Source organism: Parabacteroides acidifaciens, from assembly GCF_003363715.1.
GTDB classification, from domain to species: Bacteria; Bacteroidota; Bacteroidia; order Bacteroidales; family Tannerellaceae; genus Parabacteroides; species Parabacteroides acidifaciens.
This window is the reverse complement of sequence record NZ_QREV01000035.1, coordinates 28,121-51,747: the sequence shown is the minus strand read 5'-3', so window position 1 is coordinate 51,747 and position 23,627 is coordinate 28,121. Positions and strand designations below refer to the sequence as shown.

At 49.1% G+C, this 23,627-nt stretch carries 16 protein-coding genes; all 16 read right to left on the bottom strand.

Annotated elements, in window-relative coordinates; translation table 11 throughout:
• Positions 1 to 312: 312 nt before the first annotated feature.
• A complete protein-coding gene (locus DWU89_RS13935) occupies positions 313 to 2,424 on the bottom strand; it encodes a hypothetical protein (RefSeq protein WP_115500243.1) in 2,112 nt (703 codons plus the stop codon).
• Positions 2,425 to 2,532: 108 nt separating this feature from the next.
• On the bottom strand, positions 2,533 to 3,945 hold the full coding sequence (locus tag DWU89_RS13930; protein WP_115500242.1) for a carbon starvation CstA family protein: 1,413 nt from the start codon (positions 3,943 to 3,945) through the stop codon (positions 2,533 to 2,535).
• Between the two features lie 82 nt (positions 3,946 to 4,027).
• Entirely contained in the window at positions 4,028 to 4,480 is a 453-nt protein-coding gene (locus DWU89_RS13925) for a GatB/YqeY domain-containing protein (protein WP_115500241.1), read from the bottom strand.
• 35 nt (positions 4,481 to 4,515) lie between these two features.
• Positions 4,516 to 5,865, bottom strand: a complete 1,350-nt coding sequence (gene ftsZ / locus DWU89_RS13920) for a cell division protein FtsZ (protein WP_115500240.1) — start codon at positions 5,863 to 5,865, stop codon at positions 4,516 to 4,518.
• 26 nt (positions 5,866 to 5,891) lie between these two features.
• The gene (gene ftsA, locus DWU89_RS13915; RefSeq protein WP_115500239.1) at positions 5,892 to 7,355 is read right to left on the bottom strand and encodes a cell division protein FtsA; all 1,464 of its coding nucleotides are present in this window, start codon (positions 7,353 to 7,355) and stop codon (positions 5,892 to 5,894) included.
• 5 nt (positions 7,356 to 7,360) lie between these two features.
• Complete coding sequence (locus DWU89_RS13910) at positions 7,361 to 8,089, bottom strand: cell division protein FtsQ/DivIB (RefSeq protein ID WP_115500238.1); 729 nt, start codon at positions 8,087 to 8,089, stop codon at positions 7,361 to 7,363.
• A gap of 3 nt (positions 8,090 to 8,092) precedes the next feature.
• Entirely contained in the window at positions 8,093 to 9,511 is a 1,419-nt protein-coding gene (gene murC / locus DWU89_RS13905; RefSeq protein ID WP_115500237.1) for a UDP-N-acetylmuramate--L-alanine ligase, read from the bottom strand.
• A 41-nt stretch (positions 9,512 to 9,552) separates the two neighbouring features.
• A complete protein-coding gene (gene murG, locus DWU89_RS13900) occupies positions 9,553 to 10,659 on the bottom strand; it encodes an undecaprenyldiphospho-muramoylpentapeptide beta-N-acetylglucosaminyltransferase (RefSeq protein WP_115500236.1) in 1,107 nt (368 codons plus the stop codon).
• Complete coding sequence (locus DWU89_RS13895; RefSeq protein ID WP_115500235.1) at positions 10,656 to 12,059, bottom strand: FtsW/RodA/SpoVE family cell cycle protein; 1,404 nt, start codon at positions 12,057 to 12,059, stop codon at positions 10,656 to 10,658. The genes murG and DWU89_RS13895 overlap by 4 nt, the downstream gene beginning before the upstream one ends.
• A 13-nt stretch (positions 12,060 to 12,072) precedes the next feature.
• Positions 12,073 to 13,407, bottom strand: a complete 1,335-nt coding sequence (gene murD / locus DWU89_RS13890) for a UDP-N-acetylmuramoyl-L-alanine--D-glutamate ligase (RefSeq protein WP_115500234.1) — start codon at positions 13,405 to 13,407, stop codon at positions 12,073 to 12,075.
• Positions 13,408 to 13,450: 43 nt separating this feature from the next.
• Positions 13,451 to 14,710, bottom strand: a complete 1,260-nt coding sequence (mraY, locus tag DWU89_RS13885; protein WP_115500233.1) for a phospho-N-acetylmuramoyl-pentapeptide-transferase — start codon at positions 14,708 to 14,710, stop codon at positions 13,451 to 13,453.
• 5 nt (positions 14,711 to 14,715) lie between these two features.
• On the bottom strand, positions 14,716 to 16,191 hold the full coding sequence (locus DWU89_RS13880) for a UDP-N-acetylmuramoyl-L-alanyl-D-glutamate--2,6-diaminopimelate ligase (RefSeq protein WP_115500232.1): 1,476 nt from the start codon (positions 16,189 to 16,191) through the stop codon (positions 14,716 to 14,718).
• Positions 16,192 to 16,194: 3 nt separating this feature from the next.
• Positions 16,195 to 18,390: a penicillin-binding protein gene (locus DWU89_RS13875; protein ID WP_115500231.1), complete on the bottom strand. Its 2,196-nt coding sequence runs from the start codon at positions 18,388 to 18,390 to the stop codon at positions 16,195 to 16,197.
• Positions 18,391 to 18,392: 2 nt separating this feature from the next.
• Positions 18,393 to 18,737, bottom strand: a complete 345-nt coding sequence (locus DWU89_RS13870; RefSeq protein ID WP_115500230.1) for an FtsL-like putative cell division protein — start codon at positions 18,735 to 18,737, stop codon at positions 18,393 to 18,395.
• Positions 18,738 to 18,752: 15 nt separating this feature from the next.
• The gene (gene rsmH, locus DWU89_RS13865; protein WP_115500229.1) at positions 18,753 to 19,670 is read right to left on the bottom strand and encodes a 16S rRNA (cytosine(1402)-N(4))-methyltransferase RsmH; all 918 of its coding nucleotides are present in this window, start codon (positions 19,668 to 19,670) and stop codon (positions 18,753 to 18,755) included.
• Between the two features lie 407 nt (positions 19,671 to 20,077).
• Positions 20,078 to 23,239, bottom strand: coding sequence for a DUF6383 domain-containing protein (locus tag DWU89_RS13860; protein ID WP_115500228.1), 3,162 nt, complete (start codon positions 23,237 to 23,239; stop codon positions 20,078 to 20,080).
• Positions 23,240 to 23,627: the final 388 nt, after the last annotated feature.

Here is a 23,627-nt window from a genome sequence, read left to right as displayed (position 1 = left end):
GAAAATAAAACGGACGGCGTCCCAAATATCCCAAGGAAATTCAGGTGCTTTTTTGCCCTAAAGACGGTCCTCTTTCCAATTACGACCGTCCAAATTGCCATTGTGACCGTCCTAATCTTCGCGAGCTGCCGAGTGCACTACCTATTAGCACGGTCGTGATGGCAAAGAGGACGGTCGTAATGGCGGAAAACGCTCAAAAAAGCGGCAAAAGCCCCTTTTTGGCGGCTAAAAAGTGGATTAACATTTATTTAATTTCGGACCTCTTCCGAAGGTGAAAAATCCGTTTTATACAATAAGCCCCCCCTTGAACGACTATTGCATCGGGACAAACCCTTCATACCGGACCGTCCAGCTTCCGTCTTTCGGGAAACCGGGGGCATCGCCTGACGAACCGTCCCAACCGCCACACATCATGGCAATGGCTGTCAGCAGTGCGCCGTTGGAGGGGAAATAAGGGAACGGGCCACCTGTCGCCAAGCCGTGTTCGTCGAACTGAAAGCCGGCAGAGGGGTGCATCAGCATATCGATAGCCAACTTCGGCTGGCCTGTGCGGGCGGCTGCCATTGCCAACATCGGGAAGTCCCAGCCCCAGATGCGGTCGAACTGCCATTCCTTCGTGACTTTTTCAAGCGTACGCTTGAAAGTCGCCTGATCTACACCGTCACCGGGCAACATACCATATACGCCGGTCAGGGCGGGGTGTTCGTAGGTATATTTCGTCCACATATCGGGGATGCCTTCGTAGGTCGTGTAGACACCATCAGCAACCGGAAGGGGAGCCATCTTCGAAAGGACCTCCTTCCATTTCCTCGTCTTCTTTTCCGGCAGTCCCAAGCGGTCCGCCCATTCCAGTGCCGTACGCAGGCCGTAACGGAAATAGCCCAGTTCGAAAATAGGGTTGATAGTCTGCAACGGGTCTGTATTCTCGGATACGACAACGACGGGAGGACCAAGGACGTATTGTTTCGTTTTCTTGTCGTAGAAGAGGTAGTCCGCCATATAATCGGCCGTGTTCAAGACGATTTCTTTCCACTTCGCCAATGTTTCAGGCGTAGGATTCTGGCGGTATTGCATCTCGGCGAAGTAGATCGGATGGGGCTCGTGCCAGATCAGATAGGCATGGGCGCTACCGGGCCATTCGCGGTTGAAGTTAGCGGTGCACTTCGGCCAGCGCGCTCCGGAACGTCCTTCACTCTTGGCACGTTCGAGGGCTTGCGGCATAAAGTCCTTATAGACGTTCAGATAGCGGTCGAAACATTCCATCCGGTTCCACAGGCCATAGTGCACGCCATGCCACCAGATCATCTCGAAGTGGAAGCGGCCGTACCAGCCGTTATTCACCAGGCCGGATTCCTGGGGAGGATAGAGGCCGCTTTCGTTCACACGCATCAGGTATTGCGAGAGGACGACGCGGCGTTCCAGTTCCAGCCAGCGAGGGTCTTTACTGCCCGACAAGTCGATGGCAGCTCCCGAACGCCAGTATTTTTCCCAGCTGGCAGCGCTCTTCTGTTCGATCGAGGCGACGGGTTCCGTCACCTTGTCCACCGGCTCAGGCGAGAAGCAGCAGGTGAAAGAAATCGTGTTGGTGTTTTGGGGTTGAAGGACGAATTTATGCGCATCTGCCGATTCACGGCTAAAGACGGCCTGCCCGGTCCAGTCAAGCTGGGTATAATAGCGGGTATCATCCATTGTCCGGCTGATACGTACGGAGTTAGACGCCAACTTTTCATACGAGGAGGTATGACCGGAGATCGTATCGTAACGTCCCATGAAATGAGGGAACTGGCGCTTATCCGCATAGGGGAAATCCAGGTAGATGCTGACCGATCCGTCTTTAAGCAGTTCCGATTCGACAGTGACCCCGATCATGTCTTTCTCCGGGTGGCAGACGGTACGTACTTTCACCTCTTTCCGATTCAGTTCAAAGCGACTGCAGACCACACCGGTCCAAAGATCGGTCTCCTGCCGGGCGGCTTTTATGTCCAGTTCACGGGCTTCTTTCCCGTCCTCGCGCAGCAGGCGAAAGGCGATCCGTCCTAAGTTTATGCGGTGTGGATTCTGCGTCAGCCATTCCGACAATGCAGGCTGGTTGGGATCACGGAGTTCGTAGGCGATCTTTTTGCCGTGCGTTTCGACAACGACGGGGCGGTAATCCTCCACCTTCGTCCCTTCGGGCAGTGGGTAACTGTGCCACCCCCAATCGGAGAGGGTATTAAAAGGGGCAAATGTCTGCAAGCCGGTGATATCCATTCCGAAAGCAAATTTGCCGTTACCCACTTGTGCCGGACTCTTCAGCAGAGTGCCTGTCGTAAACACCTTGTGCCGCTTCACCACAGCTTCACGGTCAATAGGTTCCCCTACAGCCGACAACGGAAGCAGGGCAGACAGGCAAAAAAGGCTCAGTAAATTGATCAGTTTTTTCATGGCGGTTATCCTTTTAATGATTTCTGCGGATAAAGATAAAAGGATAAGTCCGCCCGGGCTTTATAGTTCTGACCTTTTTCCTTCAATTTCTGGGAAAAGAGCAAATGATCATTTACAGCTTTTCTTTTTCCAAACCAAGAAGAAAGCAAAGACGACAACCGTGATGGCAACGCCGATAATCTGCGACAGGCCGGTTTCCATACCCAAGCCTTCGGGGGCGACAAAAATATAGGTTGAACAGACGGCTGTCATAAACAGAGCCGGGATCAGAGTCACGATATACAGTTTCTTTGCCGTTACCAGATAGACCGTCAAAGCCCACAAGGTGAACACGGCCAACGTCTGGTTACTCCAGGCGAAATAACGCCAGATCATATCGAAACCGTCCTTGTCTTTTTGGCTATAAAGCAAAAGGCCGATAGCCACCAGGAAAAGAGGAATACAGATCATCAGGCGCTTGGCGATGCTGCGTTGTTCGAGGTGCAGGAAGTCCGCCACGATCAGGCGCGCCGAACGAAAGGCTGTATCACCGGAAGTAATCGGCGCGGCAATCACACCTAACACGGCCAATATACCGCCTACGGTACCGAGCCATTCTTTTGTTATGCTGTCAACCACAACGGCTGCATTGTTCTCGCCCATCCCGTTATTATGATAGAAGTAAGTAGCGGCAGCCGCCCAGATCAGGGCAACAATACCTTCCGTAATCATGGAACCGAAGAAGATCGGCCGGCCGTATTTCTCATTCTTGATACAACGCGCCATCAACGGGCTTTGTGTCGCATGGAAACCGGAGATAGCCCCGCAGGCGATACTCACGAACATGATCGGGAAGATAGGCAGATGGCCGGGATAGGTATTCGGCATTCCGTCCGTAATCTCGGGCAACGGCGGATGATGGACAAACAGCATGATCAGGATACCGATCGCCATAAACAGCAGAGCACCTGCAAACAACGGATAGACCTTGCCGATAATCTTATCGACAGGCAACAGCGTCGCCAGGATATAATAGAGGAATACGATAATAATCCAGAAAGTAGCATCCAGATGCTCCGGCGTCAGCTTTGCCAGCAGCCCGGCAGGTCCGGCAACAAATACGGAACCGACCAATATCATCAGAAGCACCGTGAAGGCACGCATAAACTGCTTGAAGTTCGCTCCCAAATAGCGTCCGATAATCTCCGGCAGACTCTCCCCGTTATTACGCAGGGACAACATACCGGACAGGTAATCATGCACCGAACCGGCAAAGATACTTCCTAACACGATCCACAGGAAAGAAGCCGTTCCGAACTTCGCTCCCATGATGGCCCCGAAGATCGGGCCCAGTCCGGCGATATTCAGAAACTGGATCATAAAAACCTTCCAGGTGGGCATCGGAATGTAATCCACCCCGTCCTGATGGGTATAAGCAGGTGTCTGCCGCTTGGCATCGATACCGAAAATACGTTCAATGAATTTACCGTAAACGAAATAGCCTACGATCAGCGCGATAAGGCAACAAATAAAAGTAATCATGGTATAAAGAGAATTGAATAATAAACATTTGGTGGTATAGATAAGAGAAGCTAATAGAGGGGGCTTTTGACACCCCCTATTACTATTGATTCAATAATTTCTTAACGACCTCCGAGATCATGCGGCCTTCGGCTTTTCCGGCCAATGCTTTGGAGGCAACGCCCATTACCTTGCCCATATCTTTCGGACCGGCGGCGCCAACCTGTGCGATGATTGCTTTTATCTCGGCTTCCAGTTGTTCGGCGGACATCTGTTCCGGCAGATACTTTTCGATTACGGCTACCTGTGCCAATTCGGCATCGGCCAGGTCCTGGCGTCCCTGCTGCACGTAGATAGTGGCGGAATCCTTGCCTTGTTTCACGAGCTTCTGCATGATCTTCAATGCGTCGGCATCGCTCAATGTATCGTTGGCTCCCGGAGCAGTCTTTGCTTCGAGAAAGAACTTCTTGACGTTTCTCAGTGTTTCAAGGGCTACTTTGTCTTTCGCCTTCATTGCGTTTTTAATGTCTTCGCTGACTCTTTCAAACAAATCCATCTATTTAGAATTATGAGTTATGAATTATGAATTATTTATCGGAAACTGATTACTGTACCGCCTGCCTTCGGCTTCTTGCCTTGATTGGCGGATGAAGACTGGAACGCAGTTCCCTGCGGGCGGGCCGCTCCGTCGTCTTTCCGGCGTACTTGCAGGATTTCTTTTGCATTCCGCTTGTAGGTCGGAGTCTCTTCCAGAAGGGCGATCAGGTTGTCATCGTCCAGCTCGTCGGTCGAGAGGATCACGATTTCCGCTTTCGGGCGGAAGTTGATATAATCGCGGTAATAGCGATTGATCAACTGGTCTTCCTCTTCCTTTTTCTTCTTAAGCTCTTCGGCTTTTTGGGCGGCGGCAAGAAGATCTTCTTCGGTATCGAGTGTCTGTTGCTGTTTGGACAGGACGTCTTCCAGACCGAAACCAGTTACCAGGATCGTGATCTTAATCTTGGCCCCTAAGCTATCGTCATAGCCGTGCCCCCACTTCACTTCATAGTCTGTCTTGAAACGTGCCATGAAGTTGTGGATATCATCCATCTCATCTATGCGGAGCGCATCTTCGTGGCTGTAGTAGATCACGAAGGCAACTCGTTTGGCATTGAAAATATTGTCTATATCGTTGACCAGCGTACTGTGCAAAGCCTCATCGATAGCCCGTTGCAGGCGACCTTCGCCTTCACCGAACCCGATACTGATCAGGGCTACACCGCTGTTGCGCATCGTCGTGTCGACATCGGCAAAGTCGACGTTCTGCTCCAGATTAGTCGTAATAATCTCGGCGATGCTTTTAGCGGCGATCGTCAGTGTTTCATCGGCTTTCCGGTTGGCTTGCGGGACGCTCATACGTTCTTCGGAATACAAATCGCGCAGGCGTTCGTTGTTGATCACCAACAGCGAGTCCACATTCTGCGCCATCTTCCGCACGCCTTTGACAGCTTTCACAATCTTCTGACGGCCTTCAAACAGGAAAGGAATCGTAACGATACCGACAGTCAGGATGCCCATCTCTTTCGATATCTTGGCTACGATCGGCCCTGCTCCCGTACCTGTACCACCGCCCATTCCGGCAGTGACAAAGGCCATACGAGTACCGTCGTCCAGCATCTCGCGGATCTCATCTTCGCTTTCGAGAGCCGCTTCCTCGCCTCTTTCGGGGACATTTCCCGATCCGAGACCACGAGTCGTATTCTTTCCGATCAGCAACTTATCGGGCACATCGGACTTCTGCAAAGCCTGATTATCGGTATTACACAACACGAAAGAGACATCATGTATGCCTTCCTTGTACATGTTGCTGACAGCATTACCACCACCGCCACCGACGCCTATCGCTTTGATGATCGTCTGAGGCGCTTTTGCCAAATCAAAATCGTATGTCTTATCGTCCATTGTCGTCTGTCTTTATTTGTTACCGATTACTTCTCTTCTTTCAATGCCTCATTGATCTTGATACTCATATCGTCTATCTTTTTGGAAAACCATTTTCCAAATAAACTCGGGCCTTCCTCTTCGGGCTTTTTATTAGAGGTATTCTTATTCGTCTTTGATGATCCTTTATCAGATCCTCGATCCGATTTCTTATCGGACTCGCTCGTTCCGTCACTGCGCTGTTCCGTTGTTTCCTTCTTTTCCTCTTCCGTAATAAAGTCCGCAGCAACTGTCTCTGGAGCTGTCTGGATCGGTTTAGAAACCGGTTCCTCCCTCTTCTTTTCTGTTTCGGGAACATAAGCAGCACAGTTCTCCCGGCCTTTCAGCAAGAGAGCGACTGCGGTCGTGTATTCGGGGTTGTTGGCAATCATCTCGCCGTCGGCAATCAGGTCTTTCCGGACAGATGCATAACGGACATCCATCCTGAAGCGTTCGCTGAGGGCTTCGCGCATATTCTTCAGCGCGGCGCCATTACCGGCAATCACAACACTGTAACCCGGTGTCTTGACCACTCCGGCATCTTCCAGACGGGCGTATATGTTTTCGATGATCTCGCGGCTACGGGCTTCCACGACCATATTGATATCGGAGAGCTTAACCTCGCCGGCATGTTGTCCGTCCGCCAAGTCGACAGAGACCACTTGCTGTTCGTTGTCTTTCTCCCAGATGGCATTGCCGTAGGTGCGTTTCACCCGTTCGGCTTCCTTTTCAGGTATGCCCAACGACATCAGGTCGCGAGTGATCAACTGGCTGCCCAACGGAATTACATAGAGACCTGCCAGGCTTCCATCTTTATATATCGTGACAGAGGTTACGCCTGCACCGAAATCGACCAGCGCACATCCTTTATCTTTCTCCTGTTCCGTCAGGATCAGATCGGCCAAGGCTAATGGCGAGACGATTGTGCCTGCCACATCGAGCTTGATCTGTTCCGTCATATTGGTCGTGACGGCATGGCGAAGCGACGGACGTCCGACGATCAGCTTATAGCGTGCATCTATCCGGGAGCAACCCATTCCCACGGGATGGGCTTCCGGCTGGTTGTCGAGGAAGTAGGCGGGCGGTGCGACTTCCAGCACATCCAGCATATCGGGATGATACTGGCGACACTCCTTATCCACTTCCTGCAGGATTTCTTCGGTCACCGTACCGTCGCCGATCACTCTCGACACGGCATGGCTGATGGTGCGAAGCGACTGGCCTCCCACCCCGATATAGACCTTGCCGATACGGGAACCGCCCAACTTGTTCTCCAATTTGCGGATCAAGCGCACGATCTTACCGGCTGCATCTTTTATATTATATACACATCCTCTTCGAATACAGGTCTCGGAATTCTCTACTTCGTAGGCTATTATGGAAAGAGCCCCCGAAGGGCCTTTCGCACCTACCATACCGACCATGTGAGAAGAGCCAAGGTCGATGGCTGCTATAAAGTCTGTGTATGCCATATTCTCTATCTTTTAGTACAAACAATCTGATCCTTATATTTTAAATTTATAATGCCGTACTTCTCCCATCCCACCTTGGGGATCGCCTTTTCGTAGAAGAGCCGGAGGTTATCCAGCTTCTCTTCATAACCGGCCAGGGAGCCCAGCACGATACGGTGGTTACCGACCCGGGGGACCAGTTCCACCTCATTATCCGGATGAACGTATATCTGTTCTATCTGATTATTCCAGAAATCATTCTCCTGCAAAAATAATGCAAATTTGTATAAGTCGGTTACCGCTAACTCTTTTTCCACGTATCCGCTTACAACGGGAACGTGCGCCACATAGCGGCGGCTGACAGGCATCGTGCTACCCAAATTATCCACATAGTAATTGCCTCTCGGACTTATCACACGCAAGATAGGTATTTTTTGCTCCACTTCCAATTTAATCATGCCCGAAGGAGTCTTGTAGGCTTCCACGCGGGCGATCATCTCGTTCTTCAGCAGTTCATTTTCAATCCGGTCTGTGTTGATCTCGTTCATCGGCTTTTTTATCGGGTTCAGATCGGCATTCTTGAGGAGGGAGACCAGGTCGCTCTCGCTCACAAAATGTTTGTCGAGGCTGTCCACGACTACCACCTGCAAGTCCCGGCACAAGTCTTTCTGCCTGCTTTCCCGGAAGAAGAAGGAGACAAATACGATGTAACAGAACAACAGTATTGCAACTATTATGGATACGATACGGACCACTCTTTATTCTTTTTTATCCAATATTTGTTTTACAGGTTCTACCAGCAATTCTATATTGCCGGCGCCAAGCATCAGGACTACGTCGAGCCTGCCTGCTTCGGCAGAGACGACATCCAGGAGTTCCTCTTTCCGGATCAACCGCTTGCCGGGGATTGTCACGGCATCGAAGATGATCTGCGAAGTGACACCCGGTATCGGTTCCTCGCGTGCGGGATAAATATCCAGCAGGATCAGTTCATCCAGGAGCGACAGGCTGGCGGCAAAGTCGGCGGCAAAGTCGCGCGTACGGGTGTAGAGGTGCGGCTGGAAGATACCGGTCACCTTGCGTCCGGCATACAGTTCCTTTACGGAAAGGATACTTGCCTTCAGCTCGGCGGGATGATGTGCATAATCGTCGATCAGGACGATGTTATCTTTCTTGAGATGGAAGTCGAAGCGGCGGCGCGGACCGGCAAAGGTTGCCATGCCGTGTTTGATTTCCTCCGGTGTCGCACCGTTCAGCCATGCAAGGGCGATAGCGGCCACACCGTTCTCGATATTTACTTTTACAGGGACGCCCAACTGGATATCCGGGATGCGGACATCGGGACCGACAAAGTCGAAGAAGATCTCTCCGTTGCCGATACGGACATTCTCGGCGTAGAAATCGGGAACCTTACTAATTGACAATTGACAATTGACAATTGACAATTCACCGGTGTAGGTATAGAGTTTCACTCCTTCCTGCAGGCGGGGCGTGACGTTGATGCCTTGCTTCATGATCAGGCAGCCGTCAGGACGGATCAGCGAAGTGAAGTGCTCGAAGCTTTCACGATAGGCCTCCGGAGTTCCGTAGATGTCCAGGTGATCGGGATCGGCGGCGGTGATAACGGCCATATAGGGTTTGAGCCAGTGAAAGGAGCGGTCGAACTCGTCTGCCTCGATCACGGTCAGGTCGCTCTTTGCTGAGAGCATCAGGTTACTGTCATAGTTCTTCAGGATACCGCCTAAGAAAGCGTTACAGTCGACGTGCGACTGTTTCAACAGGTGGGCTATCATCGACGAGGTCGTCGTCTTGCCATGCGTACCGGCAACACAGAGTCCGCGGTTGCAGTTGGTGATCTCGCCCAACACGCGGGCACGTTTCATCACCTCGAAACCGTTCCCCCGGAAATAACAAAGCTCCGAATGGGCCTCGGGAACGGCAGGCGTATAGACCACCAATGTCTTTGCCGGATCGGTAAAGTCATCGGGGATCAGGTCAACATTATCCTCATAATGAATGACGGCTCCTTCATAGTTCAACTGTTCCGTCAAACCGGAAGGGGTCTTGTCGTAACCGGCCACCTTCTTCCCTTTCGAAAGAAAGTAACGGATCAGGGCACTCATCCCGATACCGCCGGCACCGACGAAATAGACAGCCGTTATATTGTTTATATCCATATTTACTTATTCTTTACTATTCGTTGTTACAAAGATAATATTTACGAGATGATCTTTACAATTTCATCTACAATATGTTCGGCACTCTGGTGATGGGCCAGCGTCGCGATGTTGCGGCTCAGGGTGCGGAGACGCTCTTCGTCGTGGACGACTTCGAGGGCTTTCGACACCAGTTGTGCCTCGGCATCCTTGTCGGCGATCATGATGGCGGCATCTTTCTCGACCAGAGCCAGGGCATTCTTCGTCTGATGGTCTTCCGCGACATTGGGGGAAGGAACCAGGATTACCGGCTTCCGCAAGAGGCAAAGTTCGGAGATCGAGCTGGCTCCCGCACGGGAGATAATCAAGTCGGCTGCCGAATAGGCATAATCCATACGGGTGATGAAATCCGAACACCAGATGCGCATGCCCCGGTAGGCTTTCAGATGCTTCAGGGCCTCTTCCTGATAATAACGCCCCGTCTGCCAAATCACCTGCACTTCGCCTTCGGCGGCAAAGAGCTTGTCCAGGTCGCCCTGTATGCTGCGGTTAATCGTCCGGGCGCCCAGGCTTCCGCCGACCACTAAGATCGTCTTCTTCTCCGGCGAAAGCTTGAAGAACTCAAGGGCCTCCTCGCGTTTCCCCTGCGCCTCTTCCAGATCGCGGCGAACCGGATTACCAGTCACGACAATACGGTCGGCCGGGAAGAACTTTTCCATGCCATCGTAGGCCACACATATTTTGCTGGCTTTCTTGGCCAGCAGTTTATTCGTAACACCGGCATAGGAGTTTTGCTCCTGTATCAGGGTAGGAATCCCTAAGGAAGCCGCCATCCATAAGGTCGGCCCGCTGGCATAACCGCCTACACCGACGGCGATATCGGGTTTGAACTCGCGTATCGTCTTTTTGGCAAGCCGGAGGCTTTTGACCAAGCGGCCGACAACGCGGATATTGTTCATCAACCGGGCACGGTCGAAGCCGCTCACCGGCAACCCTACGATGCGGTAACCGGCGGCCGGGACTTTCTCCATCTCCATCCGGTCTTCAGCTCCCACAAACAGTATTTCCGCCTCCGGGAAACGTCTCCTGAAGGTATTGGCGATCGAGATAGCCGGGAAGATATGTCCTCCGGTCCCACCGCCGCTTATGATGATTCGGTACTGTTTCATATTTTAGTTTCTGTTGTTGTTTCCGTTCTTGTTTCTTCTTTCAGTTCGGCAATGGCTTCGAGGGGGTTGGAATCCGCTCCCGTCCCGTTTTCTGTGGCTCCTGTCCCATTTTCTGTGGCTCCCGTCCCGTTTTCAACGGGTGCCGACCCATTTTCCGACGGATGCCCATCCGTTTCCGGTTCGATGCCCATGGAATTTTCATCCGATGCCAGTGCGTCCGTATCGTCCTCATTTCCCATATTGGCGCCGAAGCGGCTTACACTAAGAATGATGCCGATATAGGCACAACTGATCACGGTCGACGTACCTCCGCGACTGATCAGCGGCAACGGCTGACCGGTGACCGGTATCAAGTCCACCGCCACCGCCATATTCGTCAGGGCTTGTACACCAAGAAGCAGCCCGCAGCCCAAAACCAGGAATTTCGGGAACAGTTTATCACATCTGCGGGCGATCATCCCGACCCTGACAAGCAGGGCTATATAGAGGAAAAGGACGAAGATTCCTCCGGCAATCCCCATCTCTTCAATGATAATAGCATAGATAAAGTCCGAATAAGCCTGCGGCAGGAAGTCGCGCTGCTGTCCGTGTCCAGGGAACTTGCCCCAGATGCCGCCACTGGCAATGGCAATCTTGCCGTGAACAACCTGGTAGTCGTCGCCATCGATGTTGACAGCCTTTCCCGGCTCGAACTGCACGGGCGGAGTCGGATCGGTGAACCGCTCGATACGCGCTTTCCAGGTATGGACGCGATCCGGCATATATTTCATCACACTCTCCGGCGTCACAAACAGCAAGCCCACCATCAATGCCCCCGCAGCGATCAGGATTCCCCAGAACTTTGCCAGACGGGCAAACGATATCTGGCCGAAAAAAGCCATCATCTGAATGATACAGAAAAGCAGGATAGCCGTCGAACCGTTGGTCGTGAAGATCAAGCCACAGATAACAAGCGTCCCTCCTTCTATCCACCAGAACATCTGCTTGTCCGTGAACCAGTTCTGTTTACTCATGACAAAAGCCGTATATCCGATCAGGGTGATTTTCGCAATCTCCGACGGCTGGAACGTGAAGCCGAACAAATTCAACCAACGGGGTTCCCCGTTTATCACCACAGCTAACCCCGGCACAAACAACAATAGCAGCAATACAACCGAAAGGAATGCACCACCGGCAAGCAAAGCATAAAACCGGCAAGGCACATTGTGCATCAGCAAAACGAGCACGAAACCTCCCAACATGAACGAACCATGCCGCACGATCGGGTCCCAATGCGTCACACTCTTGTAGGCGAGCGTACTCGTCGCACTAAAGACCTCGATTGCCGAGATCAGACACAGGAACATGAAGATCACCCATATCACCCGGTCTCCCTTGAATAGTTTACTTGCCAGATCCATTGTTTATTTGTTTTTACAGATTCCGTACACAGGCCTTGAACTGGTCACCCCGATCCTCATAGCTTTTGAAGAGGTCGAAGCTGGCGCAGCAGGGCGACAGCAGGACAGTGTCTCCCTTTTCAGCCAGTTTATATGCTTTCGATACAGCTTCTTCCATTGAACGGGCATCTTCGATCACCGGCACTTTGCCGTCGAAGAAGCCGTGCAGCTTGGCATTGTCCACACCGAGGAAAATCAGGGCGTGCACCTTTTGCTTCACCAACTCTTCAATTTCGGAATAGTCGTTTCCCTTATCCGTTCCGCCGAGTATCAGCACAAGCGGAGTAGTCATACTCTGCAGGGCATACCAGCAGGAGTTCACATTCGTAGCTTTCGAGTCGTTGATATAATCGACTCCACGTACACGCGCCACTTTCTCGAGACGATGTTCCACCCCGGTAAAGTCACTCAGCGAAGCCCGTATATTCTCGTCATGGATATCCACCACTTTGGAGGCGATACCCGAAGCTAAGGAATTATACAGATTATGCTTTCCCGATAATGCTAATGAATCTTCTTCCATTGTAAACGTTCCGTTTGAGGTTTCAATTACTATCTTTTTATTTTCCGTATAGCCCTTTACGCCGGCTTCATGAGTCTCGGCGAACGGGTAAAGAGTTGCCTCGGGGTGCCGTTTGGCGATTTCGCGGGCAATGATAGGATCGTCGTTCCAGAATATGAAAGCATCTGCTGCCGTCTGGTTCCGGATAATGCGGAATTTGGCATCCACATAGTTCTGCATCTCGTAATTATAGCGGTCCAGATGGTCTGGCGTTATATTCAGAAGGATGGCGATGTCCGCCTTGAAGTCGTACATGTTGTCGAGCTGGAAGCTACTCAGTTCGATCACATAGACGGCGTGCGGGTCTTCAGCCACCTGAAGGGCGAGGCTGTTGCCGACGTTACCTGCCAGACCGACGTCGACACCCGCCTGGCGGAGGATATGGTAAGTCAGCATGGTTGTCGTCGTCTTGCCGTTGCTTCCGGTGATACAGATCATCTTCGAATCGGTATAGCGTCCGGCAAATTCTATTTCGGAGATGATAGGCGTACCTTTCTCCTTCAGTTTCTTTATAATGGGAGCCTTGTCGGGAATCCCGGGGCTCTTGATGATTTCGTCGGCATTCAGGATGTCGGCTTCGGTATGCTGATTCTCTTCCCAACAAATCCCGTGGGCGTCCAGCATATCCTTATACTTAGGTTTGATAGACGAGAAATCGGAAAGGAACACTTCGAATCCTTTCGCCTTCGCTAACACGGCGGCACCTGCGCCGCTTTCGCCTCCTCCTAATATTACTATTCTGCTCATTTTTATTTGTTTCAAGGAGACGGATGCCATCCGTCTCTACCGTTTATCGCATTTTTAATGTTACAATCGTAATCACCGCCAGGATGATACCGATCAACCAGAAACGCACCACGATCTTCGATTCGGGAACGACGTTAAAGGGTTTCTGTATCATCGCCTGTATGCCCGCATTACCGGCTTTCTGGAAATGGTGGTGGAGGGGCGCCATCTTGAAGATACGCCGCCCTTCGCCATATTTCTTTTTCGTATATTTGAAATAAGCCGTCTGCATAATGACTGACAAGTTCTCGACCAGGAAGATGCCGCAAAGAATCGGTATCAGCAATTCCTTCCGGATAATAATCGCAAACACGGCGATGACGCCGCCCAACATCAGACTGCCCGTATCTCCCATAAACACCTGTGCCGGATAAGAGTTGTACCACAGGAATCCGACCGTCGCCCCGATAAAGGCCGCCGCAAACACCACCAACTCTTCCGCCCCGGGAATAAACATGATATTCAGGAAAGAAGCAAACTCGAAGTGCGACGACATATACGCCAGAATCCCGAGCGCGACCCCGATAATGGCGGAACTTCCCGCCGCCAGTCCGTCCAGTCCGTCCGTGAGGTTCGCCCCGTTAGACACGGCTGTCACGACAAAGATAACCATTATGACGAAGACCAGCCAGGCTGCCTCTTCCTTGTATTGACCGGCCCAGTTCACCAACTGCGCATAGTCGAAATTATTATTCTTCACAAAAGGGATCGTCGTCTTGGTAGACTTCTTCTCCACTGTATGATAGCGTACTTCCTCGATCACATTGTCATGCCGCACTTCCATATTCTCCTTGATCACGACATCCGGGCTCATAAAGAGAACCAAGCCGACGATAAGTCCCAAGCCGACCTGTCCGATCACCTTGAATTTGCCGTGCATGCCTTCCTTGTTCTTCCGGAACACCTTGATATAGTCGTCGGCAAACCCTAATGCACCTAACCAGATAGTTGTCACTAACATCAGGATCACGTATATATTCGTCAACTTCGCACAGAGCAATGTCGGCACCACGATGGCAATGATAATGATGATACCTCCCATTGTCGGTGTCCCTTTCTTGCTCATCTGCCCTTCGAGGCCGAGGTTACGCACTGTCTCGCCTATCTGCAACAGTTGCAGCTTGTCGATGATACGGCGTCCGATAGTCGTCGAAATGAATAAAGACAGGATCAATGCTAACCCGGAACGGAATGATACGTACTTGAACATACCGGCACCCGGGAAATCGAGTTGATCCAAATAATTAAACAGATAGTACAGCATGTCTTTTATTGTTGTTGTGTTGCAAATATTTCCCGTAGCTTCTCACGGTCATCAAAATGGTGCTTAACGCCTTTTATCTCCTGGTAATCCTCATGACCTTTGCCGGCTACGAGGATTACATCGCCTTTCTTTGCCAGCATGGTAGCGGTCTTGATGGCCTGTGTACGGTCCGTGATGCAGAGCGTATGCTCCATATCGGCAGCGTTCAGTCCGGCAACCATATCCCGGATGATCTCGTCCGGCTCCTCAAAACGGGGATTGTCGGATGTCAGGATCAGCTGGTCGCTCAAGCGGGATGCTTCTTTCGCCATGATAGGACGTTTGCCTTTATCGCGGTTTCCGCCGCAACCGACCACGGTGATTACCCGGCCACTGCCGTCCAGGACTTCATGGATACTATTCAGCACATTCACCAACGCGTCGGGCGTGTGGGCATAATCCACAATCGCCGTATATCCTGCCGGAGACTGTATCGTCTGGAAGCGTCCGGAGACGGAATGCAGATCGCTCAATACGACCAGCACTTCTTCCGGGTCTTTCCCTAACGAAACGGCCGCACCATATACGGCCAGCAGATTATAGGCATTAAAACGTCCTACGAAGCGGGTCATCACCTCGCGGCCGTTAATCAACATCTCGGTCCCTTCAAAATGGGATTCCAATATCTTTCCCTTAAAATCGGCGAGCATGCGGAGCGAATAGGTCAACTTCTTTGCCGCCGTATTCTGCAACATCACCAAGCCGGATTTATCATCCGCATTCGTAAGGGCAAAAGCCGATGCGGGCAGGTCGTCGAAGAACTTCTTTTTTGCTTTCAGATAATTCTCGACTGTTTTATGATAGTCCAGATGGTCGCGTGTCAGGTTGGTAAAGATACCACCGTCGAACGACAGACCGCTGATACGTTTCTGGTCGATCGAATGGGAGCTGACTTCCATAAAGGCATACTCGCAACCGGCCTCCACCATCCGCGCCATCAGGCTGTGGAGGGTTACAGGATCGGGCGTCGTATGGTCGGTCGGAATCGCTTCGCCATCGATATAGTTGCATACTGTCGAAAGCAAGCCTACTTTATGCCCCATCTTGCGGAACATCTCGTACAGGAGAGTTGCGATCGTCGTCTTCCCGTTTGTTCCGGTCACACCGACCAGGATCAGGTTGTCCGAAGGATTCTCGTACCAGGCAGACAACACCTTACCCAATGCCTCCGCCGAATCTTTCACCCGAATAAAAACAGGATTGTTTCCGAATGTATGTATGTTTTCATCCGAAGGAATTTCCTCGCAGATTATTGCGGCAGCTCCTTTCCCGGCCGCCCCCTCGATATAGGCATGACCATCGACAGAGACACCGCGTACGGCCACAAACAAAAAGCCTTTTTCCACTTTACGGGAATCAGACTGGATACCTGCGATCTCGACACTTGCGTCTCCGACGATCTCAAGTACTTCCAACGGACGAATGAGTTCTTTTAGTTCCATAGTCTATTTTAACGTTAATGAGACTGTTTGTCCTTTCGATACCTTGGCGCCCGGTGATACGGATTGGGAAGCAACGCGCCCCAGCCCATTCAGGGAAGCCCGCAACCCGGCACTTTCGAGCAGGTAGACGGCATCTTTGGCACCCATGCCGACCACGTTCGGCACAAGTCCTTCCCGGACAGGTATATCTTTCAGTTTGACAACCTGCAAGCTGTCGTCGATGGAAGCCGTCACCCATCGGGAGGCAGCTTCATCCGTATTCATATCGATGTCCAGTTTGTCCAACACTTCGTCCAAGGCAACCCGGTCGCCTGCCTTCGGGCGCGGCATCGTAACAGCCAGCGAATCGCGTTCCATATCGCGGATATCGAAAGACATATGGCTGGCATATACTTTTTCCGCTATCGCTTTTACCACACCACCGGACATCGTTCCTCCCGAAGGATAACCGATACGCGGCTGGCGGATCACGACAATACAGGAATATTTCGGAGCATCGGCAGGGAAATAACCGCAGAAAGCGACCTGGTGGCCAGCCTGGCGATAGACACCGCCCGACGCAATCTGCGCCGTACCGGTCTTTCCGGCTATCCGGACGAAATCGGAACGGACTGCTTTACCCGTCCCTTTCTCCACGACGCCTAACAGCATATCTTTTATAATATTCAGCGTGCGTTCCGAGCAAATCGACTCCCGTATCACTTCGGTCGAGAAACTCTGCACGGTCTTGCCGTTATGCATGATCTCTTTAGTAAAAATCGGACGGATCATTTTCCCGTTGTTGGCAATGGCATTATAGAAAGCCAACGTATAGATCGGCGGTATCTGCGTTTCATAACCGAACGACATCCAGGGGAGCGCCGTCTTCGACCAGTAGCGGACCGTATCATCAGGGCGGCGTATTTTGGCACGGCCGGCTCCGGGGATTTCCAAACGCAAGTCTTCATTCAAGCCGAGGCGGTAAAGCCCTTCCACATACTTGGTCGGATTCTTTTCGTATCCTTTCAGGATGGTCTTGGCGACTCCGATATTGGAGGAATTCCAGATCGCCTGTTCTACCGAGATACGCCCATAACCGCCTTTATTGTTATTATGGTCTGTCATACGGGCGCCTTTATACATATAAATACCGTTGCCGACATCCACCGTATCGCCGGGCTGGCAAACACCGTCTTCGAGGGCAACCATGATGGAAGCGACCTTGAACGTCGAGCCGGGTTCCGTCTCGTCCGCAACAGCGTGGTTCGTATCTTCACCATAAACTCCTTCGCGGATACGTCCCATATTGGTAATAGCTTTCACCTCGCCTGTCGCCACTTCCATAACGACAGCCGTACCGGATGCGGCATCGATCTTCTTCAGCATATCGAGTAAAGACTTCTCGGCTATATCCTGGATATTTATATCGATTGTCGTACGGATATCCATTCCTTCCACCGGATCGATTTCCACGACGTTTGTCCATCCGCCTCCCACACGGCGCACGGAGTTCAGACCAGCTTCGCCATGCAACAGAGTGTCGTATTGCAACTCCAAACCGTTCTTGCCTTTCGTAAGCCCTGTCTTCGGATCGATATCGCGGAAGGTATCGCCGATCGTACGGGATGCCAATGAGCCGAACGGTTTCTGTCGTTCCACCATTTCGCGCGTATAGAAACCGCTCTTGAACCGTCCTAAACGGAAGAACGGGTATTTCTGTATTTCTTTCAGATCCGAATAGGATATCTTTTTCTCATAAACAGGGAACTGTCGGCTCTTCTTCTTCAAACCGCTCAACAAATAAGCTTTATATCCGGCAGGCGTCCGGTTCTTCAACTTACGGGAGAGATAGACCGAGAGCGAATCGATCCCGTTATTCTTGCTCTTCAGGAGCGTGTCCAGGCTATTCCATTTAGGGGTCGGATGGGAATAGCAATCGGCATTGAAATCGACATACATATAGAAACAGGGCACGCTGGTTGCCATCAGCTTGCCATCGGAAGAATAGATATTCCCACGGCTGGGATAGATCAGGCGGTTCGGACGTTTCTGGCTCTCGGCCACCTTCAGCCAGGTATCCCTTTCTACGAAAGCCGTGTCGAAAGCCCGCGCCAGAATGGCGATTGCCACCCCGCCGAGCAGAAACACGATGAAAAAGTAACAGAATAGAATCCGGTTACTCTTCGGGGCAAGTTCATTTGGTTCGATCTCTTCAGCCATCTTTACTTATACAATTCGTACGGCGGATTCTTCGCCGTTTCCAGTTCTATACCTTGTTCTTCAATCAATAGTTCGATCTGCGACTGCCGGCTGTTGCCTGTCAGTTCCGAGGATATGGACAGTGCTTCAAAACGGACATCGCGCAATTGCTGTTGCAGACGGTCGATCTCGCGCAGTTTCTGCATACAGGTGTACCGGTTACCAATAAAGAAGAACACCAGGATGACGATAAGCACAATCATACGCGTATGCTTAACAATGAAATCCTCCTTCAGGATTCCACCGCCCAGTATGTACAAAAAGGAGAAACGGCTCTCCTTCTTCTTTTTCTTCTTCCCTGCGTCCATAACCCTATATATTAACTACAATTTTTCAGCGATCCGCAACTTCGCACTCCGGGAACGGGGATTACGTTCGATCTCCTCGTCCGAAGGCACAATCACCTTGTTATTCACCAAACGGAAGGGCGATTTGATATTTCCAAAGAAATCTTGTTCCGTCTTACCCTCAAAGTTCCCTGTCTTCAGAAAGTTCTTCACCAGGCGGTCTTCCAGGGAATGGTAGGTGATCACCACCAACCGCCCGCCGGGCTTCAACACCTGCAGCGTCTGTTGCAACATCTCCTTCAAAGCACGCATCTCGTCGTTGACCTCGATACGGAGCGCCTGAAAGACCTGAGCCAGGAACTTCTTCTCTTTATCTTTTCCCGTAAAGGGCTTTATCACTTCTAAAAAGTCGCCGATCGTTTCTATCTTCTTCGTCTCCCGGCTGCGTACCAGCACGGAGGCTAACTTACGCGACACCTTCAATTCGCCGTAAAGATAGAACAGGTCTGCCAACTGTTCTTCCGTATATGTATTGACGATATCCGCCGCAGTCTGTCCCGCACGGGTATTCATCCGCATATCCAACGCACCGTCAAAACGGAAAGAGAACCCGCGTTCCTTGTCATCGAAATGATGAGAAGAGACACCTAAGTCCGCCAACAGTCCATCGACTTCACCCACTACATCGTGGTAGCGCATAAAGTTGTATAAATATCGGAAATTACTACGGATAAAGACAAAACGGGGATCGGCCGGAATATTGTTTTCAGCATCGGCGTCCTGATCAAATCCATACAGTTCTCCTTCGTTATCCAGCCGGTTCAATATCTCGCGGGAGTGTCCTCCCCCTCCGAAGGTCACATCGACATACGTCCCGGAGGGCTGAATGTCCATTCCTTCCAAACTTTCACGAAGCATTACCGGCACATGATAACAGACTTCTTTTTCTTCCATTCCTTCGCTACTCTGTGTTAAACTTTTCCTTAAAATAAGGGCCCGTAGTTGATTGATTTGCACATACATCACCCTATCGGATGGTAAAAATACACATTTCCTAATTTAACCGCCAAGAAATATAAGAGAAAAGTAAAAAAAAGTTTTCAACAGGTCGGAAAAATGCTTACATTTTGGCAGCCTAAAGTCCGTCAGAATCGCATATTTGGGGGATTATACGGGATCGTTTTCAAATATCGCACTCTCCGAAGGTTAAAGTCCACCTCATACCCCCTTTTACCCGTTCACATATAAGCACAAAAAGCCTCTCCGATATTTCTACCGGAAAGGCCTATTTGTTTTTCCGCCCTCCTTTCTCACGAAAGGAGGAGCAGATTGATTTATTTAATTAATAAATGCATCAATTATTATTTAACGATAGCTTTTACAGCTTCTTCGCCTTCAACAGCTACAACAACTACACCGGCAGGAGCAGCGATTACAGCGTCGCTTGAAGTGATTACTGTGTTAGCAATTGTCTGGCCTAAGATGTTAGTGATAACAACTTTCTTGCCTTCAGCGTTAGCAATTCTTACAGCACCGTTCTGAGCAATAACTGTTACTTCAGATGTAGCGATTGCTTCGTTGTCTGTTGCCAGATCATCGTTTTCTTTGTTTTCAACATTGAACACCAATGCACCGTCACCACCAGTCTTAGCATTAGAGAATGTAGAAGATTTGTCTGTCAAGACAATGCAACCATTCTGCATCTTAATCCAAGCTGCTTTTTCAGGAGCGATATCTCTGTTGTTTGCTGCTACCGGTTCGTAAGAAGCAGATTCAATTAAGAATGAATTTTCCGGACCTTCTTTTACAACATTAGCAGCAGTTTCAGGAGTTACATAACGGAATGACCAAGTATAGTTCTTATGATTATCATTCTTCAAAGATTTAACATAAGTGTTATAAATCTTAGCGTCCGTATAAGCTTTAGCTACTGTAGCAGTATCCAGATCTTCCGGTTTCATGTTTTCAAAACCATTAACCAAGATAAAGAGTTTATCACCAGACTGAATAGCTTTCACAAAACCAACACGAGTGTAACCATTCTTAATATCTGTATAAGGTTTATCAAATCCATGTGCAGCTGCAGAGTCAGCAAAGCTTACTAAGAACTTAGCATGAACGAAGCCAGCAACACCCGGTTTAGAGTGGTAGCATTCTTCAGCGTTGTCTGTCGGTGTACCATCAGCAGTGATATGTCCAGTTGTTTCTTCACAGATATAACCACCCTTAGCAGGAACGACTGTACGATCTACAGAGATCAAGTACTGCGGTTTGATATAACCTAAACCACGTGTAACCCAAGCAGTATCAACATGGAATCCAAGACCTGTTGCCTTATCAGCAGTCCAGATACCCAGATAGTTAACATTCTTATCCATCAAACCACCTTCACGGTTGTTTTCATCCATCAAGTATTCTTTACGAATTGTTTCCATGAAACGCAATGTATCAGCGCCATCAGTTGCACTTTCATTCAAAGCTACATTGTTGAAACGACGATACAAAGGAACATCATCAACTTTGATTGCAAATGCAGAAGTTCTTGTTTCAGCCAGCGGCTGAGATTTCAAGTTTGCAGTCATACCATCATCAGCGACACCAAACTTATTTGAAGCGATTGCATTAGCAGATGCCTCTACAATTGCATAATAGTGGTTGCTATCATAGTGGTTATTTTCTTTGAAATATACACTATCCAAAACAACTTGACCTAAAACGATCTTATTTTCAGCACCAACACCTACAGTATCAGCATTCAAAGAAATCAAATACTGATTTCTGTACAATTTAGCAATACCCTTCAAACCATCAACATTTGCAGGATTTTCACCATAGTTAACCTGTGTACCTTCAGAGATAGTAAATGCAGTATAACCATCTGTAGCATACAAAACAGAGTCTTTACCTTCACCTCTCTTAATCCACTTATCCTGAGCATACGGATGCAAATAGTTGAATTTATATTTAGCAACCTTCAAGCTATCTTTATCGAACTTTCTATATCCCAGATAAGAATCTTTCAAGATTGTAGAGTCTGTGATCTGTTCGAATCTGACTACAGAACCAGCAGCAACACTAACGCCAGTAAAGCTAAATGCATCTGCAGTAATCTTATCATCTTTTGAACGTAACTGAACAGTTGTATTGTGTTTAAACTCACGGTTTGTAATCTTAAGCGGAGAAGTAGCTTTCAACGTTTCAGAATTCTGAGTCTTTTGTACCAACCACTGATAAGCCGGCATATGTTCAGGATCTTGTTCATCAAGAGTTACCCATTCATAAGCAGAACCATTTTTGTGGATAGGAGAAGCTAATACCTGACCTTTAGCGTTATAGATAACATACAAACCATTATCCTTAGAAGTCTTATCGCTTGTAATAGTACCACAACCCTTATAACCAAAACCAATTCTTGTATTCTGAGCAACAGAGTCAACTGTCAAAATACGAGTCTGATCCTTAACTAATTCCTGCAAAGAAACATATACAGAATCAGTCGGAGTATCAACGAAAACACCAGTTGCATCTTCAAACATCACATCCTTTACTTGGATTTCCAAACTGTCGTTTGTAGGATAGTAAGTAAACAAGAACTTAAATTGTGATGCAAGTGCATTGTCTTTAATAGAATCCTGAGCAGATTTACCAATAGTAGCATATCTCAAATCAGACCATTTATAAGCCAGGAATTTTGCAGCACCAATAACATTTGTATAAGAAGTATCTACATACAAATAAGAAGAGTCCTTGCTCAAAACATTTACAAAATGACCATCAGCAGTAGATCCATCAGTAGTAGCCTGAACTGCTAAGAATTTACCCACTTTAAACGGATTCTTAAGATCTGTACCTTTTACGTCAGGAGTAAAAGTCAAATCAACACCGTCAGTAGCTTTCTGAGAGCCTAAAACAGTATTAATTTCTTCTGCATTCAACTCGATAGCATCAGCCTTAACCAACGATACAGAGTCTGTGAAAACTGTAGCAATCTTATCTGCACTTGTTTTTTTCAATTTGACAACACTGCCATCAATTACAAGACCCACAACAGAGTCCGGAGTAAAATAAGAGAAAAGAGGCTTGTTTAATTCAATACCATTCTTATAAACAGAAGAATAAGCCCAACCACCAATTTCACCACCAACAGCAGCTGTATCGGCAGCAGGATAAGAAACTTCAGGAGCATAAGCTGCACCAGCAAGTCCGTCCATAGTTACATCCAAATAAGCTTGAGCTCCTTTATTCAAAAAGTCAAACTTAGGTTGCTGTCCCTGTACTTCCTTGCCAACAGTAACACACCACAATGTTCTTGCTAAATTTTTAGAAGTTACTGTATTTACAGTATCCAACTTCCCTGTTTCATTAATTGTAAGGTAGCCACCTTTAATCTGAATTTGGTAGAGATTCTCGCTCTGTCCTTCCTTCAGCTTAATGTCGCCATCAAACCCTACTTGCGCATTAGCCGACACCGCACCAAGTAAGAGCGCAGCACCAGCTACAAGAGTAGAAAACTTTTTGTTCATAATCAAATAATTTAATATTAATACTAAAGTGTAATAAGTTCAATCCAATAATATGTACGCTTCCAATACTTTATAATCAATCACTAATGCGTACCAAATTCTTTTGGCAAAAATACGCATAACTTTTAAATCGGCAATCCTTTTCCTTAATATTTTTTCCTTTTCTATATTCTTTCTTATCAACAAGATAGCCTACTTCGTACGAAAACGCCTCTTTCCAACACGAACCAAGAAAGCGAAGGGCAAGATATCAAGCGATAACATCTCCCGGTTTCGCACTGGTTCTTATAAAGACGCATTGTATTTATGTACACGCGTACATTAATAATAGATTTTAATTTACAAATAGTTGTTTATAGCTCCGAATAAAACCGGAAGAATATACAAG

Bases quoted from the DNA above. Each gene is read 5' to 3' on its own strand.
- DWU89_RS13935 (WP_115500243.1), bottom strand. From the start codon at position 2,424: ATGAAAAAACTGATCAATTTACTGAGCCTTTTTTGCCTGTCTGCCCTG.
- DWU89_RS13930 (WP_115500242.1), bottom strand. From the start codon at position 3,945: ATGATTACTTTTATTTGTTGCCTTATCGCGCTGATCGTAGGCTATTTC.
- DWU89_RS13925 (WP_115500241.1), bottom strand. From the start codon at position 4,480: ATGGATTTGTTTGAAAGAGTCAGCGAAGACATTAAAAACGCAATGAAG.
- ftsZ (WP_115500240.1), bottom strand. From the start codon at position 5,865: ATGGACGATAAGACATACGATTTTGATTTGGCAAAAGCGCCTCAGACG.
- ftsA (WP_115500239.1), bottom strand. From the start codon at position 7,355: ATGGCATACACAGACTTTATAGCAGCCATCGACCTTGGCTCTTCTCAC.
- murC (WP_115500237.1), bottom strand. From the start codon at position 9,511: ATGGATATAAACAATATAACGGCTGTCTATTTCGTCGGTGCCGGCGGT.
- murG (WP_115500236.1), bottom strand. From the start codon at position 10,659: ATGAAACAGTACCGAATCATCATAAGCGGCGGTGGGACCGGAGGACAT.
- DWU89_RS13895 (WP_115500235.1), bottom strand. From the start codon at position 12,059: ATGGATCTGGCAAGTAAACTATTCAAGGGAGACCGGGTGATATGGGTG.
- murD (WP_115500234.1), bottom strand. From the start codon at position 13,407: ATGAGCAGAATAGTAATATTAGGAGGAGGCGAAAGCGGCGCAGGTGCC.
- mraY (WP_115500233.1), bottom strand. From the start codon at position 14,710: ATGCTGTACTATCTGTTTAATTATTTGGATCAACTCGATTTCCCGGGT.
- DWU89_RS13880 (WP_115500232.1), bottom strand. From the start codon at position 16,191: ATGGAACTAAAAGAACTCATTCGTCCGTTGGAAGTACTTGAGATCGTC.
- DWU89_RS13875 (WP_115500231.1), bottom strand. From the start codon at position 18,390: ATGGCTGAAGAGATCGAACCAAATGAACTTGCCCCGAAGAGTAACCGG.
- DWU89_RS13870 (WP_115500230.1), bottom strand. From the start codon at position 18,737: ATGGACGCAGGGAAGAAGAAAAAGAAGAAGGAGAGCCGTTTCTCCTTT.
- rsmH (WP_115500229.1), bottom strand. From the start codon at position 19,670: ATGGAAGAAAAAGAAGTCTGTTATCATGTGCCGGTAATGCTTCGTGAA.
- DWU89_RS13860 (WP_115500228.1), bottom strand. From the start codon at position 23,239: ATGAACAAAAAGTTTTCTACTCTTGTAGCTGGTGCTGCGCTCTTACTT.